This window comes from Aeromonas sp. 6P (genome assembly GCF_051919525.1).
In the GTDB taxonomy this organism is placed as follows: Bacteria; Pseudomonadota; Gammaproteobacteria; order Enterobacterales; family Aeromonadaceae; genus Aeromonas; species Aeromonas veronii.
Genome location: NZ_JBQBEO010000002.1, coordinates 1,187,948 through 1,206,157, shown reverse-complemented (window position 1 = coordinate 1,206,157; position 18,210 = coordinate 1,187,948). Strand labels below are relative to the sequence as shown.

The window sequence follows — 18,210 nt, the reverse complement described above, 5'->3', positions numbered from 1 at the left end:
GAGAGGGCGCCAATGCGGGCTAATCTCGCCTCACCCGATCGCCAGCGCGGCATGGCGCTGCTGGTGGCGCTGCTGATCCTCTCGGTAATGGTGATCATCGCCAGCAATATGAGCGGCCGCCTGCAGCTTGAGCTGCGCCGCACCGCCAACATCACCACCGGCAAACAGGCGTGGTGGTATGCCCTCTCGGCAGAAGCGCTGGTGAGCAAGGTGCTGACGCAGGATTTCAAGGACAACCCCGAGGTGGTCAACCTCAGCCAGAACTGGGCCCGCAAGAATAGTGTGTTTCCGGTGGACGATGGCCAGCTCAAGGGCGAGGTGACCGACCTGCAATCCTGCTTCAACCTCAACAGCCTGAGCGTGGCCTCCAAGGCGGGGAGCGGCGAGGAGCTGGCTCAGCAGCCCTATCCGGTGCAGGTGTTTCGCGAACTGCTCAAGCAGCTGGCGATGGATGATTACGAGGCGGCCCAGCTCACCGACGCCATCCGTGACTGGACCGACAAGGATACGGTGCTGGTCTCCAGCCTTGGCGCAGAGGACGCCTATTACGAGGGTCTCAAGCCACCCTACCTGACCGCCAACCAGTGGATGCTGGGCAAGGATGAGCTGCGGGCGGTGCGCGGGGTGACGGCCAGGGTCTATGCCAAACTGGCCCCCTATGTCTGCACCCTGCCCAACGACAAGTTGAAGATCAATATCAATACCCTTGCCCCCCAGCGCCCCGAGCTGCTGGTCGCCCTTTATCTGGGCACTATCGGGCTGGATGACGCCAAGCGGGTACTGAGCGAGCGGCCACAGAAGGGGTGGAAAGAGCCCAAGCTGATGACGGATCAGCTCGCACCGGTCGACTCGGTCAAAGGGTTGAAAGATGCGCTGGTGGTCAAGAGCGACTTCTTCGAAGCCCGAGTCGTGGCCGAGGTCGGCGACAACCGGGCCTGGCTCGAAACCCTGTTCCAGCGGGGCAAGGACAATAAACTGGTGATGCTGCGCCGCCTCAGTAGCGGCGCCGAATAAACAGCGCATCTGCGGGCCCTCGCCCGCGGGTACGAGAGATGTTGGATGCAGCCTGCGGGCTGCGCACCGGTTGCCAGGGCGCACAACGCCCTTTGCAAACCGGTATCGCAGGAGAGAGATGCGTGAGCGAAAGTCTGGTCATTCGACTGGGGACCAATAAACAACAACCCGTGGCCTGGCTGGTCTGGTCCGGTCAGGAGCAGGAGATCATCGCCTCCGGCGAGCTCCCCTCCGCTGATGCGTTAGGCGAGTTGCAGGAGCGCGCTGGCGGCCGTCCCGTGGTTACCCTGGTGCCGGGCAGCGATCTGATCTTCCGGCGCGTCACCCTGCCGGGTCGCTACAACCGCCAGTCGGCGGCGGCCCTCCCCTACCTGCTGGAGGAGCAGATCGCCTCCGATGTGGACGAGCTCCATCTGGTGGTGCTGGCCCACGAGGGCCAGCAGGTGGACCTGATGGCGGTGGATCGGCAGAAGATGGCCGAGTGGCTCGGCTGGCTCGATGCCGCTGGCCTCAAGAGCCTGCAACTGCTGCCCGATGTGCTGGCGCTGCCACAGGCCGCGGATGGCTGGTCTGCGCTGCAACTCGGCAATGAGTGGCTGGTACGCCAGGGCCCCTGTCAGGGGATCGTCGCCGACGAGCCGCTGCTGACTATCTTGCTGGCAACCGAAGTCGAGCCGGTCACCATCCACAGCCACACCCCGGTGCCCGCCATTGCCGCCGCCAACTGGCAGGCGGCAGAGCCTGAACTCCCTATTCTGCTGCTGGCCAAGGGGGCCCTCACCTGCCGGGCCAACCTGCTGACCGGCCCCTATCGACCCCAGACCGAATATGCCCGCTACTGGTTGCAGTGGCGCAAGGTAGCCATCACTGCGGGTCTGTTGCTGCTGGTGGCCCTCGGCCAGCGCGGCGTGCAGCTCTATCAGCTCACCGAGCAGGACAAGGCGCTGAAAGCGGAGATCCGTGCCGTCTATACCCGCATCTTCCCGGGTGAAAGCCGCATCGTGAACGTGCGCAGCCAGATGAACCAGCATCTGCAACAGATGGGACAGGCCCCGCAAAACGGCGTGCTGCTGATGCTCACCGAGCTGGCCCCCACCTTTGCCGAAGTCCCCGGCCTGAAACCACAGGTGATGCGCTTTGATGCCAGTCGCCGCGAGCTGAGGCTGCAGGTGACCGCCCCCGGCTTCGCCGAGATCGAGCGGTTCCGCGAGCTGGCCGGCAAGCAATTCGAGGTACAGCAAGGCGAGGTGCGCAGCACCGAGGGCAAGGTAGAGGGCGCACTGGTGCTCAAGGGTAAATCATCATGATGGAAAAATTGCAGAGCTGGTGGCACGGCATCACAGCACGGGAACAGCGGCTGGTGGTCGCAGGCGGCGTTCTGCTGCTGGTCGGTCTCTTCTACTGGAGCGTCTGGCAGCCCATCGCCAACCGCATCGCAGAGCGGGAGCGGCAAGTGCAAAACCAGCAGCAGACCCTCGCCTGGCTCAAGGAGAAGGGTGAAGAGGTGCTGGCCATGCAGGGGGGCTCGGGTCGCCAGATCGACACCAGCGGCACCCTGGAAGGGGTGGTCAACCGCACCGCCTTCAACCACAAGATCAAGATTGCCCGACTGCAACCCCAGGCGCAGGAGCTGCAAGTGTGGATCGACACGGTCCAGTTCGATGACTTGCTGCTCTGGCTCTCCACACTGGTGGATCAGCACGGCATTCAGGTTCAAATCATCGAGATCGCCCGCGAGGATCTGGCCCCGGGTCTGGTCAAGGTCAGACGTTTGCAGTTGAGTCGTCCCCAATGAAAAAACGCATCCTGATTGCCAGCCTGTTTCTGGCAGCCTATCTGCTCTTCCTGCTGGCCACCCTGCCCGCAGCGCTGGTGGCTCGCCATCTGCCGCTGCCTGTCAACGTCGCCAATCTGCTGAAACTGGAAGGGGTGAGCGGCACCCTCTGGAGTGGCCAGATTGCCCGACTGCAATATGCCAGCGAATCGGTGAACCAGCTGCGCTGGGATCTCAACGGCTGGTCGCTGCTGCGCTTCGCCCCCGAAGTGGCCATACGCTTTGGCGATCGCAACGGCCTCAATGGTCAGGGCGTTGTCGGCTGGAATGGCGCCGCCTTCGGCCGGGATCTGACCCTCAACGCCCCCGCCCCCTGGTTGCTGAGCCGGGTGCCGATGCGCCTGCCGATCCCGATCACCGTCACCGGCCAGCTACAGCTCAAAGTGGAGCAGTTTGCCCAGGGCAACCCCTGGTGTGACAACCTCTACGGCAACCTCGACTGGTACAACGCCAGCGCCGATACCCCGGCGGGCAAGCTGGATCTGGCCGACCCCGAGCTGAAACTCACCTGCCTCGACTCCAAACTGGTGGCCGAACTCAAGCAGGGCTCCGATGCGGTGCAGACCATAGGTCGCCTCGAGCTGCAACCCAATGGCCAATACCTGTTCCAGGGCACCCTGAAACCGGGCCCAGAACTGCCACCGCAGATGCAACAAGGACTCCCCTTCCTCGGCCAGCCCGACAGTCAGGGCCGCTTCCCCCTGCGCTATCAGGGGCGGATCTAACCCCTATCCCGCCGACCCCGGAGCCACTCCGGGGTCAGCTTGTTTATCCCTTTGTGCCTTCTCCTCTCACTGCACTGACCCCCTCAGCCCTTACTCATTTAACTCTGACGTACCGCCACATCCCCTGCAAGAGTGTCTGATCCCCCTCTCTTTCAACCCGCTCTGCGCAGCAACAACCAGCCTCACTCGTCAATCCATTTGCCGTAAATGGTCAATGAGCGCACACCTTGCTCAAAAAGTGGCAACTCGCCACAGCCAAATTAAATATCAATAAGATTGCATCGCTTGATAAATGTGAGCTGTCACCCGTTATTGATCTTTTCCAGCCACATTACAGCCGCCCACAAAAGCATAAAAATAACTAGCTGAAAAATAACGATTAAAAAAGAGAGTCATCCTCTTCACGCCCCATTCAATCTCATTTCCTTTGTGCCAACCCATCAGAAATGTGAGCAACGGCAAAACAACAGGTCAACCAGAAACTATTGATAAAAACATCGAAATACCAGATGGAACCCAGATGCCGATACAATGAAGTCAACTGGAGATGATTGATTTGTCTTGATAACACAACAGGCAACCATCTCGACCGATCTGTTCATTTGGTTTTCAAGCGTTGAGGGAAGGGTTATGGAAAAGAAGCGTATCTACCTGTTTTGCTCTGCCGGGATGTCCACTTCACTGCTGGTTTCAAAGATGAAGGCGCAGGCAGAAAAATATGATGTGCCGGTGCTGATCGATGCCTATCCGGAGACCCTGGCTGGCGAGAAGGGACAGGATGCCGATTTGGTGCTGCTGGGCCCGCAAATCGCCTACATGCTGCCGGAGATCCAGCAGCAACTGCCGGGCAAGCCGGTCGAGGTGATCGACACCCTGCTCTACGGCAAGGTCGATGGCCTCGGCGTACTGAAGGCAGCGGTAGCCTCCATCAAGAAGAGCCTCGCGCAGTAAGGAGACCCCTGTGAGCAACATCATCGCATCGTTGGAGAAGGTCATACTGCCCATAGCCGTCAAGCTGGGCAAACAACCTCATGTCAACGCCATCAAGAACGGTTTTATCAAGCTGATGCCCCTGACGCTGGTCGGGGCCATGTTTGTTCTCATCAACAACGTCTTTCTGAGCTTTGGCGAAGGCTCCTTCTTCTACTCTATCGGCGTGCGGATCGATCCCGCCACCATCGCCACCCTTGATGGCCTCAAGAGTATCGGCGGCAACGTCTATAACGGCACCCTGGGGATCATGTCCCTGATGGCCCCCTTCTTTATTGGTCTGGCACTGGCCGAAGAGCGCAAGACCGACCCCCTGGCCTCCGGTTTGCTGTCGGTTGCAGCCTTTATGACCGTCACGCCGTTCAGCGTGGGCGAAGCCTATGCGGTCGGCGCCAACTGGCTGGGCGGAGCCAACATCATCTCCGGCATGCTGATCGGTATCGCCGTGGCCGAAATGTTCGCCTTTATCGTCCGTCGCAACTGGGTCATCACCCTGCCAGACAGCGTTCCAGCTTCTGTCTCCCGCTCCTTCTCGGCTTTGATTCCGGGCTTTATCATCCTCTCCATCATGGGGGTGATCTCCTACCTGCTGAACAATGCCGGCACCAACTTCCACCAGCTGATCATGGACAGTATCTCCACCCCGCTGGCCAATATGGGGGGTCTGGTGGGCTGGGTCTATGTGATCTTCTCCTCCTTCCTCTGGTTCTTCGGTGTACACGGCATGCTGGCGCTCACTGCGCTGGAGTCAGGCGTACTTTTCCCCTTCGCCCTGGAAAACGTAGCCCTCTACAACCAGTACGGTTCGGTCGAAGCGGCGTTGGAGGCAGGCAAGCAGTTCCACTTCTGGGCCAAGCCGATCACCGACTCCTTCGTCTTCCTCGGCGGCACCGGTGCCACGCTGGGCCTCATCATCGCCATCTTTATGGTCTCCCGCCGCGATGACTACCGTCAGGTCGCCAAGCTGGGTCTGCCCTCCGGCATGTTCCAGATCAACGAGCCCATTCTGTTCGGCTTGCCGGTCATCATGAACCCCATCCTGCTGGTGCCCTTCATCCTGGTGCACCCGGTACTGATGGGGATCACTATGGCGGCCTACTACGCCGGGATCATCCCGCCCATCACCAACATAGCGCCATGGACCATGCCGACCGGCCTGGGTGCCTTCTTCAACACCAACGGCAGCGTGGCCGCCTTCTGTCTGGCGATATTCAACCTGGGTGTCGCGACCATGATGTATATCCCCTTCGTGCTGATTGCCAACAAAGCGCAGAACGTCATCGATGAAGAAGAGGAGAGCGAAGAGGATATCGCTCTGGCTCTGAAGTTCTGATAACAGCCATTCCAATGACAGCAAGGGAGGAGCAAAACTCCTCCCCTAACAGCCTGGAGAAGTAACCCATGCAGTATCGTTTTCCGGATAACTTCTGGTGGGGCAGCGCCAGCTCGGCCCCGCAGATGGAAGGCGCCGCCAACCGCGGCGGCAAATCCGCCAATATCTTTGACTACTGGTTCTCCATCGAACCGCAGCGTTTCCACAACGGGGTCGGTCCGACCGACACTTCTACCTTCTATGACAACTTCGAGAGCGACATCAAGCTGCTCAAGCAGCTGGGGCACAACAGTTTTCGCACCTCCATCTCCTGGTCACGGCTGATCCCGGACGGGGTGGGCGAAATCAACCAGGAGGCGGTCAGCTTCTACAACGCCGTCTTTGACCGGCTGCTGGCCGAGGGGATCACCCCGCTTATCAACCTCTACCACTTCGACATGCCGATGTGCATGCAGGAGCGTGGCGGCTGGGAGAGCCGGGAAGTGGTGGCCGCCTATGTGCGCTACGCCACCCGCTGCTTCGACCTGTTTGGCGGTCGCATCAAGCACTGGTTCACCTTCAACGAGCCGATTGTGCCGGTCGAGTGCGGCTACCTTGGCCACTACCACTACCCCTGCGTGGTCGATTTTGGTAGGGCGGCCACCGTCGCCTACCACACCGCGCTGGCCCATGCCGGTGCCGTGCAGGCCTATCGCGCCTGCCAGCATGATGGCGAGATCGGCATCATCCTCAACCTGAGCCCGACCTATCCCCGCTCGCAGGATCCGGCAGATCTCGCCGCCTCCCGCATCGCGGATCTGCTGCTCAACAAGAGCTTCCTCGATCCGGCCCTGAAGGGGAGCTACGACCCCGAGCTGGTCGCGCTGCTAGAGCAGTACGACTTGCTGCCGCAGATCGAAGAGGGTGACAAGGCGCTGCTCGCCGCCGGCAAGGTGGATATCCTCGGTATCAACTACTACCAGCCGCGCCGGGTCAAGGCCAAAGAGGTGGCGTGGCAGGGTGTACCGCGCACGCCGGAAGATCTGTTCGACTACTACGAGATGCCGGGCCGCAAGATGAACCCCCACCGCGGCTGGGAGATTTACGAAAAAGGGATCTACGACATCCTCACCGACCTGCGAGTCAACTACGGCAACCTGCCCTGCTACATCTCGGAGAACGGCATGGGGGTCGAAGGGGAAGAGCGCTTTATCGGTCCCGAGGGACGGGTGGAGGATGACTACCGCATCCAGTTCATTCGCGAGCACCTCCAGTGGCTGCATCGCGCACTGGAAGAGGGCAGCGCCTGTCGCGGCTATCACCTGTGGACCTTTATCGACAACTGGTCGTGGCTCAACGCCTACAAGAACCGTTACGGCTTCGTCCGCCTCGATCTGGAGAGCCAGCAGCGCACCATCAAGAAGAGCGGCTACTGGTTTGCCGAGGTAGCGCGCAACCATGGTTTTAATTAACGGTTTCAATTAACGCATTTACGTAAGGAACGACACATGTTCGATCTGGACAACATCACTGAAGAGGCCACCACCAGCAACGATCTGGAAGAGGTGGTAATGGGGCTTATCATCAACTCCGGGCAGGCCCGCAGTCTCGCCTACACCGCGCTGAAAAAGGCCAAGGAGGGGGACCTGGCCGCCGCTCACCAGCTGATGGCCCAATCCCGCGAGGCGCTCAATGCCGCCCATCTGGTGCAGACCCAGCTGATCGAGGACGATCAGGGGGAAGGCAAGATCCCGGTCACCCTGGTGCTGGTCCATGCCCAGGATCACCTGATGACCTCCATGCTGGCCCGTGAGCTGATCAGCGAGCTGATCGAGCTGCACGAAAAGCTGCAGAACCAATAACCTCTGGACGGGGCGAGAGGCCCCGTCATCGACCCGCAGATCAGGAAGCGACTCATGAGCGTTAAAACAATCCGGGAAACCGAACTGTTTAACAACAAACCATTCCACATGTTCATCTACAACAAACAGGTGAGCGGAACCGGTTTGCACCAGCACGACTACTACGAGTTCACCCTGGTACTGACCGGTCGTTACTATCAGGAGGTCAACGGCAAGCGGGTGCTGCTGGAGCGGGGGGACGTGGTGTTTATCCCGCTCGGCTCCCGCCATCAAAGCTTCTACGAGTTCGGCACCACCCGCATCTTCAACGTTGGGATCACCCGTACCTATTTTGACGAGCACTTCAAATACCTGCTGCCGGAACACTTCGTCGCCTCACAGGCCTATGCGCTCAAGAGCGAGTTCCTCAGCTACATCGAGTCGGTGCTGGTCTCACCGGGGTTTAGGGAAGAGGCGCTGACCGAATTTCTCGAAGTGGTGACCTACGCGGTGATGAACCGGCTGCGTCACTACAAGGAGACCTCCGCCAGCGATGATCTTCCGCTCTGGCTCCACGAAACCGTGGAGCGGATGCACGATCGCCCCCTCTTTGCCGAGGATGCGCTGGCCAACATGGTCTCCCTCTGTGGCAAGAGCCAGGAGTATCTGACCCGGGCCACCCGGCGTTACTACAACAAGACGCCGATGCAGATCATCAACGAGATCCGGATCAACTACGCCAAGATGCAGCTGGAGGTGACCAACAACTCGGTGGCCGATATCGCCTTCGAGACCGGCTACAACGACGTCAGCCTCTTTATCAAAAACTTCAAGAAGCTCACCTCGTTTACCCCGGGCAGTTACCGCAAATATCTCTATCCGAAATTCGAAAGTTCAGCCTGAGACCAGCGAGTTGCTGACCTAAACAACCCAGTTCAAGAGAACCAATCCATTGTGACCAGCCCCTGCCACAGGCGGCTGCGGCCCCTCTCACCATGAAGACAGAGCGGCCACCATCAAACCTAGAAAGATCGATGAAGAGGGATTTATGAGCGAGAAGATCAAGGTAGTCACCATTGGCGGCGGCAGCAGCTACACCCCCGAGCTGGTCGATGGTTTCATCAAGCGCTATGCCGAGCTGCCCATCAGCGAGCTGTGGCTGGTGGATATTCCCGCTGGCGAAGAGAAACTGAACATCATCTTCGACCTCTGCCAGCGGATGATCCGTCAGGCAGGCATCCCCATGACCCTGCACAAAACCCTGGATCGCCGCGAGGCACTGGTGGGCGCCCACTTCGTCACCACCCAGCTTCGAGTCGGCCAGCTGCAGGCGCGGGAGAAGGTGAGCGCATCCCGCTCAGTCACGGCATGCTGGGGCAGGAGACCAACGGCGCGGGCGGCCTGTTTAAAGGGTTACGCACCATTCCGGTTATCTTCGATATCATCCGCGACGTGGAAGCGCTTTGCCCGGATGCTTGGCTTATCAACTTCACCAATCCGGCCGGCATGGTGACCGAAGCGGTGCGCCGTCATACCAACTTCCGCCGCTTTATCGGGGTGTGCAACATTCCGGTCGGCATGCAGATGTTTGTGCGCGATGCCCTCCAGCTGACCGAGCAGGATCACCTCTCCATGGATCTGTTCGGCCTCAACCATCTGGTCTTTATCGGCGATGTGCTGGTCAACGGCGAATCCCGCTTTGACGAGCTGCTGGAAGGGGTCGCCGATGGCAGCCTGACCCGCGCCAGCTCGGTCAAAAACATTTTCGACCTGCCGTTCGAACCCGGTTTTATCCGCGGCTTGCGCCTGCTTCCCTGCTCCTACCTGCGTTACTACTTCAAGGAGAAAGAGATGCTGGGGATCGAGATGGGCGAGTTCTATAAAGGCGGCGCCCGGGCTCAAGTGGTGCAGCAGGTCGAGAAGAAACTGTTCGAGCTCTACCAGAATCCCGATCTGTGCGAAAAGCCCAAGGAGCTGGAGCTGCGTGGCGGCGCCTACTACTCCGATGCAGCCTGCGAAGTGATCAGCGCCATCTACAACGACAAGCAGAGCGAGCACTACGTCATCGTGCCCCATCAGGGCCATGTCACCAATATCCCGGCCGACTGGACGGTGGAGATGAGCTGCCTTATCGGGCGTGACGGTGCCATCCCCCACCCGCGCCTCACCCGCTTTGACGACAAAGTGAACGGGCTGGTGCACCTCATCAAGAGCTTCGAGATAGCCGCCGCCAAGGCTGCCATCAGTGGCGACTTCGATGACCTGCTGCTGGCGATGAACCTCAACCCGCTGATCCACTCCGACAACGATGCCCGCATCGTCGCCCGCGAGCTGCTGCTGGCCCACCGCGAACACCTGCCCAGCTTCGCCGCCGCCATCGACGCCCTCGCCTGAGGCCAACACGCCCCACCCGAACTGGCGGGGCGCTTAACCGCAAGGGAATCCTCATGAGCAAGAGATTGATCATTAACGCCGACGACTTCGGCCTCTGCCGCGCCCAGAACTACGGCATCGTAGAAGCGTTCGAGCACGGGGTCGTCAGCTCCACCAGCGCCATCGTCACCTCCCCCGCTATCGCGCACGCCGCCTGGCTGGCCGAACGCTTCCCCGAATTGCCAGTCGGGCTGCACTTTATGCTCAGCTGGGGGAAGCCGCTCACGCCGCTCACCTCGCTGGTGAACGAGCAGGGCGAGCTCAACAAGGGGATCTGGCACAAGAGCGAGGCGGGAGAGCTGGATCTGGCCGAGATATCCGGCGAGCTGGCGAGTCAGTATCAGCGCTTTGTCGAGATCTTCGGCCAACGGCCGACCCATATCGACAGCCACCACCATGTTCATATGTTGCCGACTATCTACCCGCTGGTGGAGGCTTTCGCCAAGGCGCATGGCCTGCCCCTTCGCATCGACCGGGGCGAAATAGCCCGCCACGGACTGACCGTCAACCATCCGCAGAGCTGCGATCGGTTCGACGACCGCTTCTACGGCGCGCAGCTGACCCAAGACAGCCTGCTGCAACTGCTCGATGAGGCCAGTGAACAGGGGGCCCATTCGCTCGAGATCATGTGCCACCCCTCCTTTATCGATCTGGAGATGCAAGGCAGCTCCTACTGCCAGCCCCGCCTCAACGAACTGGCAATCCTGACCGACCCGTCCCTGCCCGCCCTTATCGCCGAGCGCGGCTACCGCCTCGCCAGCTATCGGGAGTGGCAATAGCCAGCACGCCATCAGGTGGACCGGTAAAAACCGCAGATGCAAAAAAACCCAAGCGGGTGACCGCTTGGGCTTTCTCTTTGAATATGGCGGAGGAGGTGGGATTTGAACCCACGGATGGTCGCCCATCGCCGGTTTTCAAGACCGGTGCATTCAGCCGCTCTGCCACCCCTCCGAACGGCGTGCATACTACGCTAAGCCCTTGTTCATATGCAATACATATTTCCTGTGGAATAGTGTGCGGGAGCAAAAGGGCAGGTGGCTTGAAATTGTTCCTCGTCATCCCTATTTGTTCTACATACAATGCGTAAACATGCAGTAACAAACAGCGATCACGAGGCGGCTGCTCGCCGTCTCACCCGGACATCAAGAGGACACCCAAGATGGATACCCGTTCTATCTACACTGGCACCCAAAGTGCCGTACGCGATACCAACAAGGTACTGCGTAACACCTATATGCTGCTCTCCCTCACTCTGGGCTTCTCTGCCGTGGTGGCGGGGGTCGCTACCGTGATGAACATGCCGCCGCTGCACTGGGCCGTGTTCCTGATCGGTGTCTACGGTTTGATGTTCCTGACCGAGAAGAATCGCAACAACGGCATGGGGCTGGTCTTCACCTTCGCCCTGACCGGTCTGCTGGGCTATAGCCTGGGCCCCATCATCAACATGTACATGAACAATGGTGGTGGCGAGATCGTGATGACCGCCCTTGGCGGCACCGCGCTCACCTTCTTCGGTCTGTCGGCCTATGCCCTGACCACCAAGCGTGACCTCTCTTTCATCGGCGGCATGCTGTTCGTCGGTTTCTGGGTACTGCTGGTGGCCATGATTGCCAACATCTTCCTGCAGATGAGCGCCCTGAGCCTGGCCCTGTCCGCCATGTTCATGCTGTTCTCTTCCGGCGCCATCCTGCTGACTACCCAGCAGATCGTGCGCGGCGGCGAGACCAACTACATCTCCGCCACCGTCACCCTGTATGTCTCAATCTACAACATCTTCCTGAGCTTGCTGAGCCTGCTTGGCGGCAACCGCAACTAATCAGAAACCCCGCTTCGGCGGGGTTTTTATTGGCTCCTCTTTCTGTCAGGATAAGTTGTAAATCAAGGATATGAAGCGAAGTGGCCCTGATTTGGATCAGGGCCACTTCGCGCTTGGCGGGTTACTATCTCGCTCTCGTTTCGATCAAGGGTTTCACCTGTCTCATGCCGATGGATCTCTCTGGCCTGCTGCGCCGACTGCTGATTGATAGTCACATCGATTTTGCTTCGCTCAAGGGTGGTGCCTAGCATGCCCATGGAATTCTCCGGTTTGTTACGCCGACTGCTGACCGATAGTCACATCTACTTCGCTCTCAAAGTGCTGCTGGCCATTCTCGGTCTGCTCGCCTTTACCCTGGCCACCGGCAATATCCAGCTCACCGTGCTGCTCTCCCTCGGAGTCGTGGCGGGCGCCATCGCCGAAACCGACGACAGCCTGTGGGGACGGCTCAAAAACCTCGCCATGACGCTCATCTGCTTCATGTTCGCGTCCCTGTGCGTCCAGTATCTCTACCCCACCCCCTGGCTGTTTGCCATCGGGCTCGCCAGCTCCACCTTTATCTTCGTGATGGTGGGGGCGCTAGGTGCCCGCTACGCCACCATCAGCTTCGGCTCGCTGCTGATCGCCATCTACACCATGCTGGGAGCCGCCAAGGCGCCAGATCTTTTCTACCAGCCGCTGGCCCTCGGCGCCGGCGCCCTCTGGTACGGGCTGGTCTCGTTTATCTGGCTCTGGCTGCTCCCCTACAAGACCCTGCACGAGCAGCTGGCCCAGAGCTACTTCGCCCTTGGTCGCTACCTGCTGGAGAAATCCCGCTTCTTCCCGGCGGACGAGCACGGCGCCCAGGCCATTCGCCACAATCTGGCCCAGCTCAACATCAATCTGGTGAGCGCGCTGACCCTCACCAAATCGGCCCTCAACGCCCGCCTGAGTCGCCGCCATCCGGCGAGCCCAGAGCTGGCCAGCCTGCTGCGTCTCTACCTGCTGGCACTGGAGATTCACGAGCGCGCCACCTCCAGCCACTACCCCTACAGCCGGCTGGAAGCAGAGCTCAAGCAGGGCATCGTACTGGAAGGATTTCAGGAGGTGTTTCTGCAACTCTCCGAGGCGTGCCAGCGGCTCGGTTACGCCATTCTGGTGCACAAGCCCTACTCCCATAACAAGCGCATCCACTGGACGCTGGAGGCCCTCGGCGATCAGCTGGAGTTCACCAATCTCAAGCAGCACTACCCGAAAACCCTGCTGACGCCGATGAAGTTCCTGCGCCGCAATCTGGCCAGCATCAACCAGCTGCTGGGCAGCGCCGAAGTGCTGCAAAACCCCGAGCAGCCGGAGCAGGAGCTGCCCGCGCTGGCGCGCCCGCCCCGCCTGCCACTGCTGACCCAACTCAAGCAGCACCTCACCTTGCACTCCATGGTGTTTCGCCATGCGCTGCGCCTCTCCCTTGGGCTGGTGATTGGCTACGGCATATTGCAAGCCTTTGATATGGATAAGGGCTACTGGATCCTGCTGACCGTGCTGTTTGTCTGCCAGCCCAGCTACAGCGCCACCCGTCGCCGACTGGTGCAGCGGATGCTCGGCACCTTTGCCGGTATTCTGGTGGGCATTCCGGTGCTCTGGCTGTTCCCCGAGCTGCACATCCAGCTGGTAGTGATGGGGCTCGCCGCCTTCCTGTTCTTCACCCAGGTGCGCAACAACTACAGCGCCGCGGTCTGCTTTATCACCCTTTACGTGCTGATGGCGTTCAACCTGCTCGATGGCATCGGCTTTGCCATTCTGGGGCCGCGGTTGCTCGATACCCTGCTCGGCTGCCTGATCTCCTACGGGCTGGTAGCCTGGCTCTGGCCGGACTGGCAATACAAGCGGCTGCCGACGCTTATCGCCAACTCGCTCTCGGCCAACGCCCGCTACCTCTCGGCGGTGCTGGCGAGCCTCAAGCAGCAGCGGGACGAGTCCATCGACTATCGGGTGGCACGCAAGAGCGCCCATCTGGCGGACAGCGAACTGGCCACCGCCTGGCAGAGCATGCTGGTGGAGCCGCAAAAGCGCCGCCGCTTCCTCGATCTCTGCTTTACCCTCACCTGGCGCAACCACGCCCTGCTCTCCTACATCTCGGCGCTGGGGGCCCATCGCGACAAACTTGAGGCCATCAGCGGGCTGGATGAGGTGCGCCACCACATCTGCCACACCCTGGAGCAGGCCGCCGGTCATCTGGCGGGCAACCCCTCCAGCTCCATCGGAGGTCAGTGCCCCATTCTTTGCACGGACAGCAGCGAGGAGCAGCTGATGCTGACCCAGCAGCTCAACCTGATCAGCGAGCTGGCGGATCAGCTGCTGCATCTGGCCAACGAGAGCCGGTTGCTCACCGGGGATCAAGGCGCTACCATGCCCGCCCAATCCTGATAGCCCCATAAGCGAGGAGCCCTTATGTCTGCGTCCGAAAAACATCAGCTGGAATTCAACGGCCAACTCATCGAGACCGATGCCAAGGGCTACCTGCTCAACAGCAACGACTGGAGCGAGGAGCTGGCGCTGGTGCTGGCGGCGCAGGAGGGGATCACGCTTGAGGAGCCGCACTGGGAAGTGGTGCGCTTTGTGCGCGCCTTCTATCTGGAGTTCAACACCTCCCCCGCCATCCGCGCACTGGTCAAGGCGATGGAGAAGCAGTACGGCCCAGAAAAGGGCAACAGCCGCTATCTCTACAAGCTGTTCCCGGAAGGGCCAGCCAAGCAGGCAACCAAGATTGGCGGCCTGCCCAAACCGGTGAAGTGCATCTGATCCCATGCATCTCATCCCATAACAACGGGGGGCCGCAACTGCGGCCCCTGTTGTTTTTGGTGCGCTATCTTCGTGCACCTCGTCTTCATATATCGCAGGCTTCCAGCCAGCCTTATCCCCGCTTGTCAGCCAGCGCCACCAACTGCTCCGCCAGCCGGTGGCCGTGCAGGTAGGAGTCGATCAGCTCGCCATCTGCCTTGCCCGATTCAATCTGCTGATACCAGTGCTCCAGCATGGCAGCAAAGCCGCGCTGGGCCAGCACCGGCTGCCAGTCGTTGGGGCTAAGCATCTCGGCCTGCTTGTCGCGGGCGATGCTGCCGCGGGTGCAGTTCTCAAGGTGCAGGGAGAGGTTGTCGCCGTAGGCATCGATGCGCTCCTCGGTGATCCCGGCGCTGCGGTTCATGCTGCCGCTGATGGCGCGATCGCCACTTTGCCAGCTGATGCTCACCCCGGCCAACAGGCTGTTGTCCTGCGCACAGGGGCGCAATACCGCATGAAAGTCGCCGACCGGCACGCCACCATAAAAACAGAGGCTGTCGAGCACATGGATAAAGTCGTCGAACAGAAAATCCCGCGCCTTGCCGGGCAGGGCAAAGCGATGTTTCTGCCAGTTCAGCTCGGTAAGCGGCTGGGCCCGCGCAGCGTCCATGGCGGGCAGATAGCGGCGGTTAAAGCCGGTAAAGAGGGCGCAATCTTGCGCGATGGCGAGGTTGGCCAGCGCTTCTGCCTCGGCCAGATTGTCGCATAGGGGCTTGTCGACAAAGGTGGGGATACCCGCACGCAGGCACTGCTCGGCCAGCTCGCGGTGAACGGCGGTAGCGGCGTGGATCATCACAGCGTCGGGACGGCTGGCCAGCAGGGCCGCCACATCGGTAAAGCACTCGGCGACCCGATACTGGCGGGCCAGCTTTTCCAGCACCGCTGGATTGCGGGTGCAGAGCAGCGGGGTGACCCGCTCGTCGCTCGCCAGCAGCGGCAGATAGGCTTTTTGGGCGATATCCCCCAGACCAATCATGGCAATGCGCATCTCAACTCCTTTTCACTCGATAACGGGACAAGCAGATAACTGCCCGCACCATCGCAGGATTTGTCCCGCAGATCCAGCCTGCCGTTAGCGCACTGGCTGGTGTGTGCAGCTCTCGGCAAACGGCGATGTTATCTAGGCATGGCAAGATCGCAAACCGACTTGATCACCTCGGCCAGCCACTCGATGGCGAGATTGCCCTGACTTTTGCGGTGTCTGCCGACCACCACCTCGAACGGCTGCGGCGCCCCGGCCAGCTCCACGGTGCGAAAATCGCCGAGGGCGGCGATGGCCGATGGAATGCAGGCCGCCACGTCATTGACCGACATAAAGGCTTGCAGCGAGGTATAACAGGGGAGCGTCGCCACCGCCGCGTTGGCAACCTGCTGCGGGCTATCTGCCCTTCGAAATTGCCGACGCTGTTGGCGAACTGCACAAAGGGGATGGCCGCCAGATCCTGCGGGGCGTTGTCCGGAAGATATCGGGAGTCGCGGCGCAGCACGCAGCAGTAGTGATCCCGACGCAGGGTGGAACGCAGCAACCCCGGGTCGAGATAGGCATCAAAACCAATCACCAAATCGACCTCGCCGCTGGCCAGTGCGTCCAGATGCTGCTCGGTCTGAAAGTCCACCACATCGAGCCGGATGGAGGGCGCCTGAGTGCGCAGGGCGCTCGCCAGCCTTGGGATAATGGCAAGCTGGGCATACTCATTGGCCATCACCCTGAAAGTGCGCTGGCTGCTGGCGGGGTCGAAGGGGGCAGCCACAAAGACCCCGTCGATATCGGCCAGGATCTGCTCGAACTTGTCAGCCAGCTCGCAGGCGTAGTCGGTCGGCTGCAACCCGGCGCTTTGGCGGATAAAGAGCTCGGCGGGAAAGAGCTCGCGCAGCTTTTTCAAATGGCTGCTCACCCCCTGTTGGGAGATCTCCAGCAGCTCGGCCACCCGCGACACGCTCTTGTATCTCACCAGCAGCACCAGCACCCTCATCTGCCTGATATCGATCTTCTCCACCCTTACCTCACCAATTTCAGTTGTATCACATACAAACCACCCATGATTTACATTGTATCAGTGGCTCTCTAACCTTGCAGCTCTTCCAGCAAAGCGAGGTTAACGATGAAAACAGTCATTCTGATTGGTGCTCAGGGAAAAATGGGGCAAGCCGCCCTCAGTGGTCTGGGCAAGCACAAGGTGATCACCGCCAGCCGCTCCGGCGAGGGGTGTGATTTTCAGGTGGATATCACCAGCAGAGAGTCCATCGAGCGGCTCTACCAAAACGTGGGATCCTTCGATGCGGTGGTCAATACCGCAGGATTTTGCGAATACGCCCCCTTTGGCGAGATGAGCGACGAGCAGTGGCAAACCACCATCCAGAGCAAGCTGATGGGGCAGATCAATCTGGTCAATATCGGCCTCAACTACATCAATCAGGGGGGCTCCTTCACCCTGATCTCCGGCATCCTCAATATCAAGCCGATCCCGCTGGCCATTGCCGATGCCACCACCAGCGGCGCCATCGATACCTTTGTCCAGTGCGTGGCCCACGAGCTGCCCCGCGGCATCCGCATCAATGTGGTCAACCCGACCGTACTGGAAGAGGCGTGGGACGTATATGGCGAGATGATGCCGGGCTTCCAGCCGGTGCCGGGCGCTTTGGTCGGCAAGGCATTTGAGCGCTCCGTCGATGGCTTTATTAGCGGCCAGGTGCTCTATGTCGATGCCTGATCCGGTTCAGGTGTGACCCCAATGCCTTTGTAATTCCTTGTCGATGTTTTTCCTCTTCCCCGAAAGCTCTGCTCTCGGGGCTTTTTCTATGACGGGGGGCAGAACAGCAGCAGAACGGGTTTCGTATTGAGCCCATTTTGGCTACCATGCCGCACTTCACGAAGCGACAAAGGCAAGGACGCGATGAGCAACAAGACACTGCAATCCCTCTTTCACTACAAACGCTGGGCCGATAGCGAGCTGCTGGATGCCATCGCCATGCTCGATGCGCAGCAATATGGCGAGGCCCACCACACCTGCCTCAGGATCTTCAACCATATCCATGTGGTCGATGCCATCTTCAAGGCCAATCTGCTGGGGGAAAACCATGGTTTTACCGCCACCAATACGCCGGAGACACCGACCCTCACCGCCCTGCGCAGCGCAGTCACCAAGCTGGATAACTGGCTGGTGGATTACGTCGCAGCGCTGAGCCCGCAAGAGGGGGCAACCCCGCTCTCGTTTCACTTTGTCGATGGTGACAAGGGGCAGATAAGCCGCGATGAAATGCTGCTCCATCTGGTAACTCATGGCGGCTATCACAGGGGAGCCATCGGGCGGATTCTGGTGCAGTGTGGCATCACGCCGCCGCGCGATACCCTGACCACCTTTTTGCATCGCAGCGAGCCGGAGCGACGTGGCCAAGATAGCGCGTCACTGGCGCAATAACGGAGTCTT

At 60.2% G+C, this 18,210-nt stretch carries 19 protein-coding genes and 1 tRNA gene; 17 read left to right on the top strand and 3 right to left on the bottom strand.

Annotated features, from left to right (window positions below; genetic code table 11):
• Positions 1 to 12 precede the first annotated feature (12 nt).
• The 12 genes from exeK to chbG all read left to right on the top strand — a co-directional run bounded on the left by exeK (position 13) and on the right by chbG (position 10,928).
• Positions 13 to 1,014 carry a GspK family T2SS minor pseudopilin variant ExeK gene (exeK, locus tag ACTG2J_RS05845; RefSeq protein WP_439997280.1) on the top strand — a complete coding sequence of 334 codons (1,002 nt, stop codon included), beginning with the start codon at positions 13 to 15 and terminating at the stop codon, positions 1,012 to 1,014.
• A gap of 122 nt (positions 1,015 to 1,136) precedes the next feature.
• The gene (gene exeL / locus ACTG2J_RS05840; RefSeq protein WP_439997279.1) at positions 1,137 to 2,321 is read left to right on the top strand and encodes a GspL family type II secretion system protein ExeL; all 1,185 of its coding nucleotides are present in this window, start codon (positions 1,137 to 1,139) and stop codon (positions 2,319 to 2,321) included.
• Positions 2,318 to 2,809, top strand: a complete 492-nt coding sequence (gene exeM / locus ACTG2J_RS05835; RefSeq protein WP_439997278.1) for a GspM family type II secretion system protein ExeM — start codon at positions 2,318 to 2,320, stop codon at positions 2,807 to 2,809. Before exeL ends, exeM begins: the two co-directional genes overlap by 4 nt.
• Entirely contained in the window at positions 2,806 to 3,573 is a 768-nt protein-coding gene (gene exeN / locus ACTG2J_RS05830) for a GspN family type II secretion system protein ExeN (protein ID WP_439997277.1), read from the top strand. The genes exeM and exeN overlap by 4 nt, the downstream gene beginning before the upstream one ends.
• Before the next feature lie 630 nt (positions 3,574 to 4,203).
• A complete protein-coding gene (locus ACTG2J_RS05825; RefSeq protein ID WP_005350034.1) occupies positions 4,204 to 4,524 on the top strand; it encodes a PTS sugar transporter subunit IIB in 321 nt (106 codons plus the stop codon).
• A gap of 10 nt (positions 4,525 to 4,534) precedes the next feature.
• The gene (gene chbC / locus ACTG2J_RS05820; protein ID WP_108541000.1) at positions 4,535 to 5,896 is read left to right on the top strand and encodes a PTS N,N'-diacetylchitobiose transporter subunit IIC; all 1,362 of its coding nucleotides are present in this window, start codon (positions 4,535 to 4,537) and stop codon (positions 5,894 to 5,896) included.
• A gap of 68 nt (positions 5,897 to 5,964) precedes the next feature.
• Entirely contained in the window at positions 5,965 to 7,347 is a 1,383-nt protein-coding gene (locus ACTG2J_RS05815) for a glycoside hydrolase family 1 protein (protein ID WP_005350027.1), read from the top strand.
• A 36-nt stretch (positions 7,348 to 7,383) separates the two neighbouring features.
• Positions 7,384 to 7,737 (top strand): PTS N,N'-diacetylchitobiose transporter subunit IIA, encoded by a 354-nt coding sequence (chbA, locus tag ACTG2J_RS05810; RefSeq protein WP_005350025.1) that lies wholly within the window; start codon positions 7,384 to 7,386, stop codon positions 7,735 to 7,737.
• A gap of 54 nt (positions 7,738 to 7,791) precedes the next feature.
• Positions 7,792 to 8,619 (top strand): transcriptional regulator ChbR, encoded by an 828-nt coding sequence (chbR, locus tag ACTG2J_RS05805; protein WP_231720413.1) that lies wholly within the window; start codon positions 7,792 to 7,794, stop codon positions 8,617 to 8,619.
• Between the two features lie 145 nt (positions 8,620 to 8,764).
• Positions 8,765 to 9,229: a family 4 glycosyl hydrolase gene (locus ACTG2J_RS05800; RefSeq protein ID WP_439997276.1), complete on the top strand. Its 465-nt coding sequence runs from the start codon at positions 8,765 to 8,767 to the stop codon at positions 9,227 to 9,229.
• On the top strand, positions 9,118 to 10,110 hold the full coding sequence (locus tag ACTG2J_RS05795) for a family 4 glycosyl hydrolase (protein ID WP_439997902.1): 993 nt from the start codon (positions 9,118 to 9,120) through the stop codon (positions 10,108 to 10,110). The genes ACTG2J_RS05800 and ACTG2J_RS05795 overlap by 112 nt, the downstream gene beginning before the upstream one ends.
• A 53-nt stretch (positions 10,111 to 10,163) precedes the next feature.
• Positions 10,164 to 10,928 carry a chitin disaccharide deacetylase gene (gene chbG, locus ACTG2J_RS05790; RefSeq protein WP_113738889.1) on the top strand — a complete coding sequence of 255 codons (765 nt, stop codon included), beginning with the start codon at positions 10,164 to 10,166 and terminating at the stop codon, positions 10,926 to 10,928.
• An 84-nt stretch (positions 10,929 to 11,012) separates the two neighbouring features.
• Here the strand turns inward: chbG and ACTG2J_RS05785 are convergent.
• A tRNA-Ser gene (locus tag ACTG2J_RS05785) sits at positions 11,013 to 11,100 on the bottom strand.
• A 208-nt stretch (positions 11,101 to 11,308) separates the two neighbouring features.
• On the opposite strand from ACTG2J_RS05785, the gene ACTG2J_RS05780 reads away from it, so the two are divergent.
• The 3 genes from ACTG2J_RS05780 to ACTG2J_RS05770 all read left to right on the top strand — a co-directional run bounded on the left by ACTG2J_RS05780 (position 11,309) and on the right by ACTG2J_RS05770 (position 14,743).
• On the top strand, positions 11,309 to 11,965 hold the full coding sequence (locus ACTG2J_RS05780; RefSeq protein WP_005338308.1) for a Bax inhibitor-1/YccA family protein: 657 nt from the start codon (positions 11,309 to 11,311) through the stop codon (positions 11,963 to 11,965).
• Positions 11,966 to 12,214: 249 nt separating this feature from the next.
• On the top strand, positions 12,215 to 14,368 hold the full coding sequence (gene yccS / locus ACTG2J_RS05775) for a YccS family putative transporter (RefSeq protein WP_439997275.1): 2,154 nt from the start codon (positions 12,215 to 12,217) through the stop codon (positions 14,366 to 14,368).
• Between the two features lie 24 nt (positions 14,369 to 14,392).
• The gene (locus ACTG2J_RS05770) at positions 14,393 to 14,743 is read left to right on the top strand and encodes a TusE/DsrC/DsvC family sulfur relay protein (RefSeq protein ID WP_019446869.1); all 351 of its coding nucleotides are present in this window, start codon (positions 14,393 to 14,395) and stop codon (positions 14,741 to 14,743) included.
• Between the two features lie 112 nt (positions 14,744 to 14,855).
• Here ACTG2J_RS05770 and ACTG2J_RS05765 read toward each other — a convergent pair whose 3' ends face one another.
• Both ACTG2J_RS05765 and ACTG2J_RS05760 read right to left on the bottom strand, forming a co-directional pair.
• Positions 14,856 to 15,770, bottom strand: a complete 915-nt coding sequence (locus ACTG2J_RS05765) for a Gfo/Idh/MocA family protein (protein ID WP_338710238.1) — start codon at positions 15,768 to 15,770, stop codon at positions 14,856 to 14,858.
• 163 nt (positions 15,771 to 15,933) lie between these two features.
• Entirely contained in the window at positions 15,934 to 16,779 is an 846-nt protein-coding gene (locus ACTG2J_RS05760) for a LysR family transcriptional regulator (protein WP_439997274.1), read from the bottom strand.
• A 105-nt stretch (positions 16,780 to 16,884) separates the two neighbouring features.
• Between ACTG2J_RS05760 and ACTG2J_RS05755 the strand changes: the two genes are divergently transcribed.
• Together ACTG2J_RS05755 and ACTG2J_RS05750 are read left to right on the top strand one after the other, a co-directional pair.
• Complete coding sequence (locus ACTG2J_RS05755; RefSeq protein WP_005347588.1) at positions 16,885 to 17,493, top strand: short chain dehydrogenase; 609 nt, start codon at positions 16,885 to 16,887, stop codon at positions 17,491 to 17,493.
• A 183-nt stretch (positions 17,494 to 17,676) separates the two neighbouring features.
• Entirely contained in the window at positions 17,677 to 18,201 is a 525-nt protein-coding gene (locus ACTG2J_RS05750) for a DinB family protein (RefSeq protein WP_439997273.1), read from the top strand.
• Positions 18,202 to 18,210: the final 9 nt, after the last annotated feature.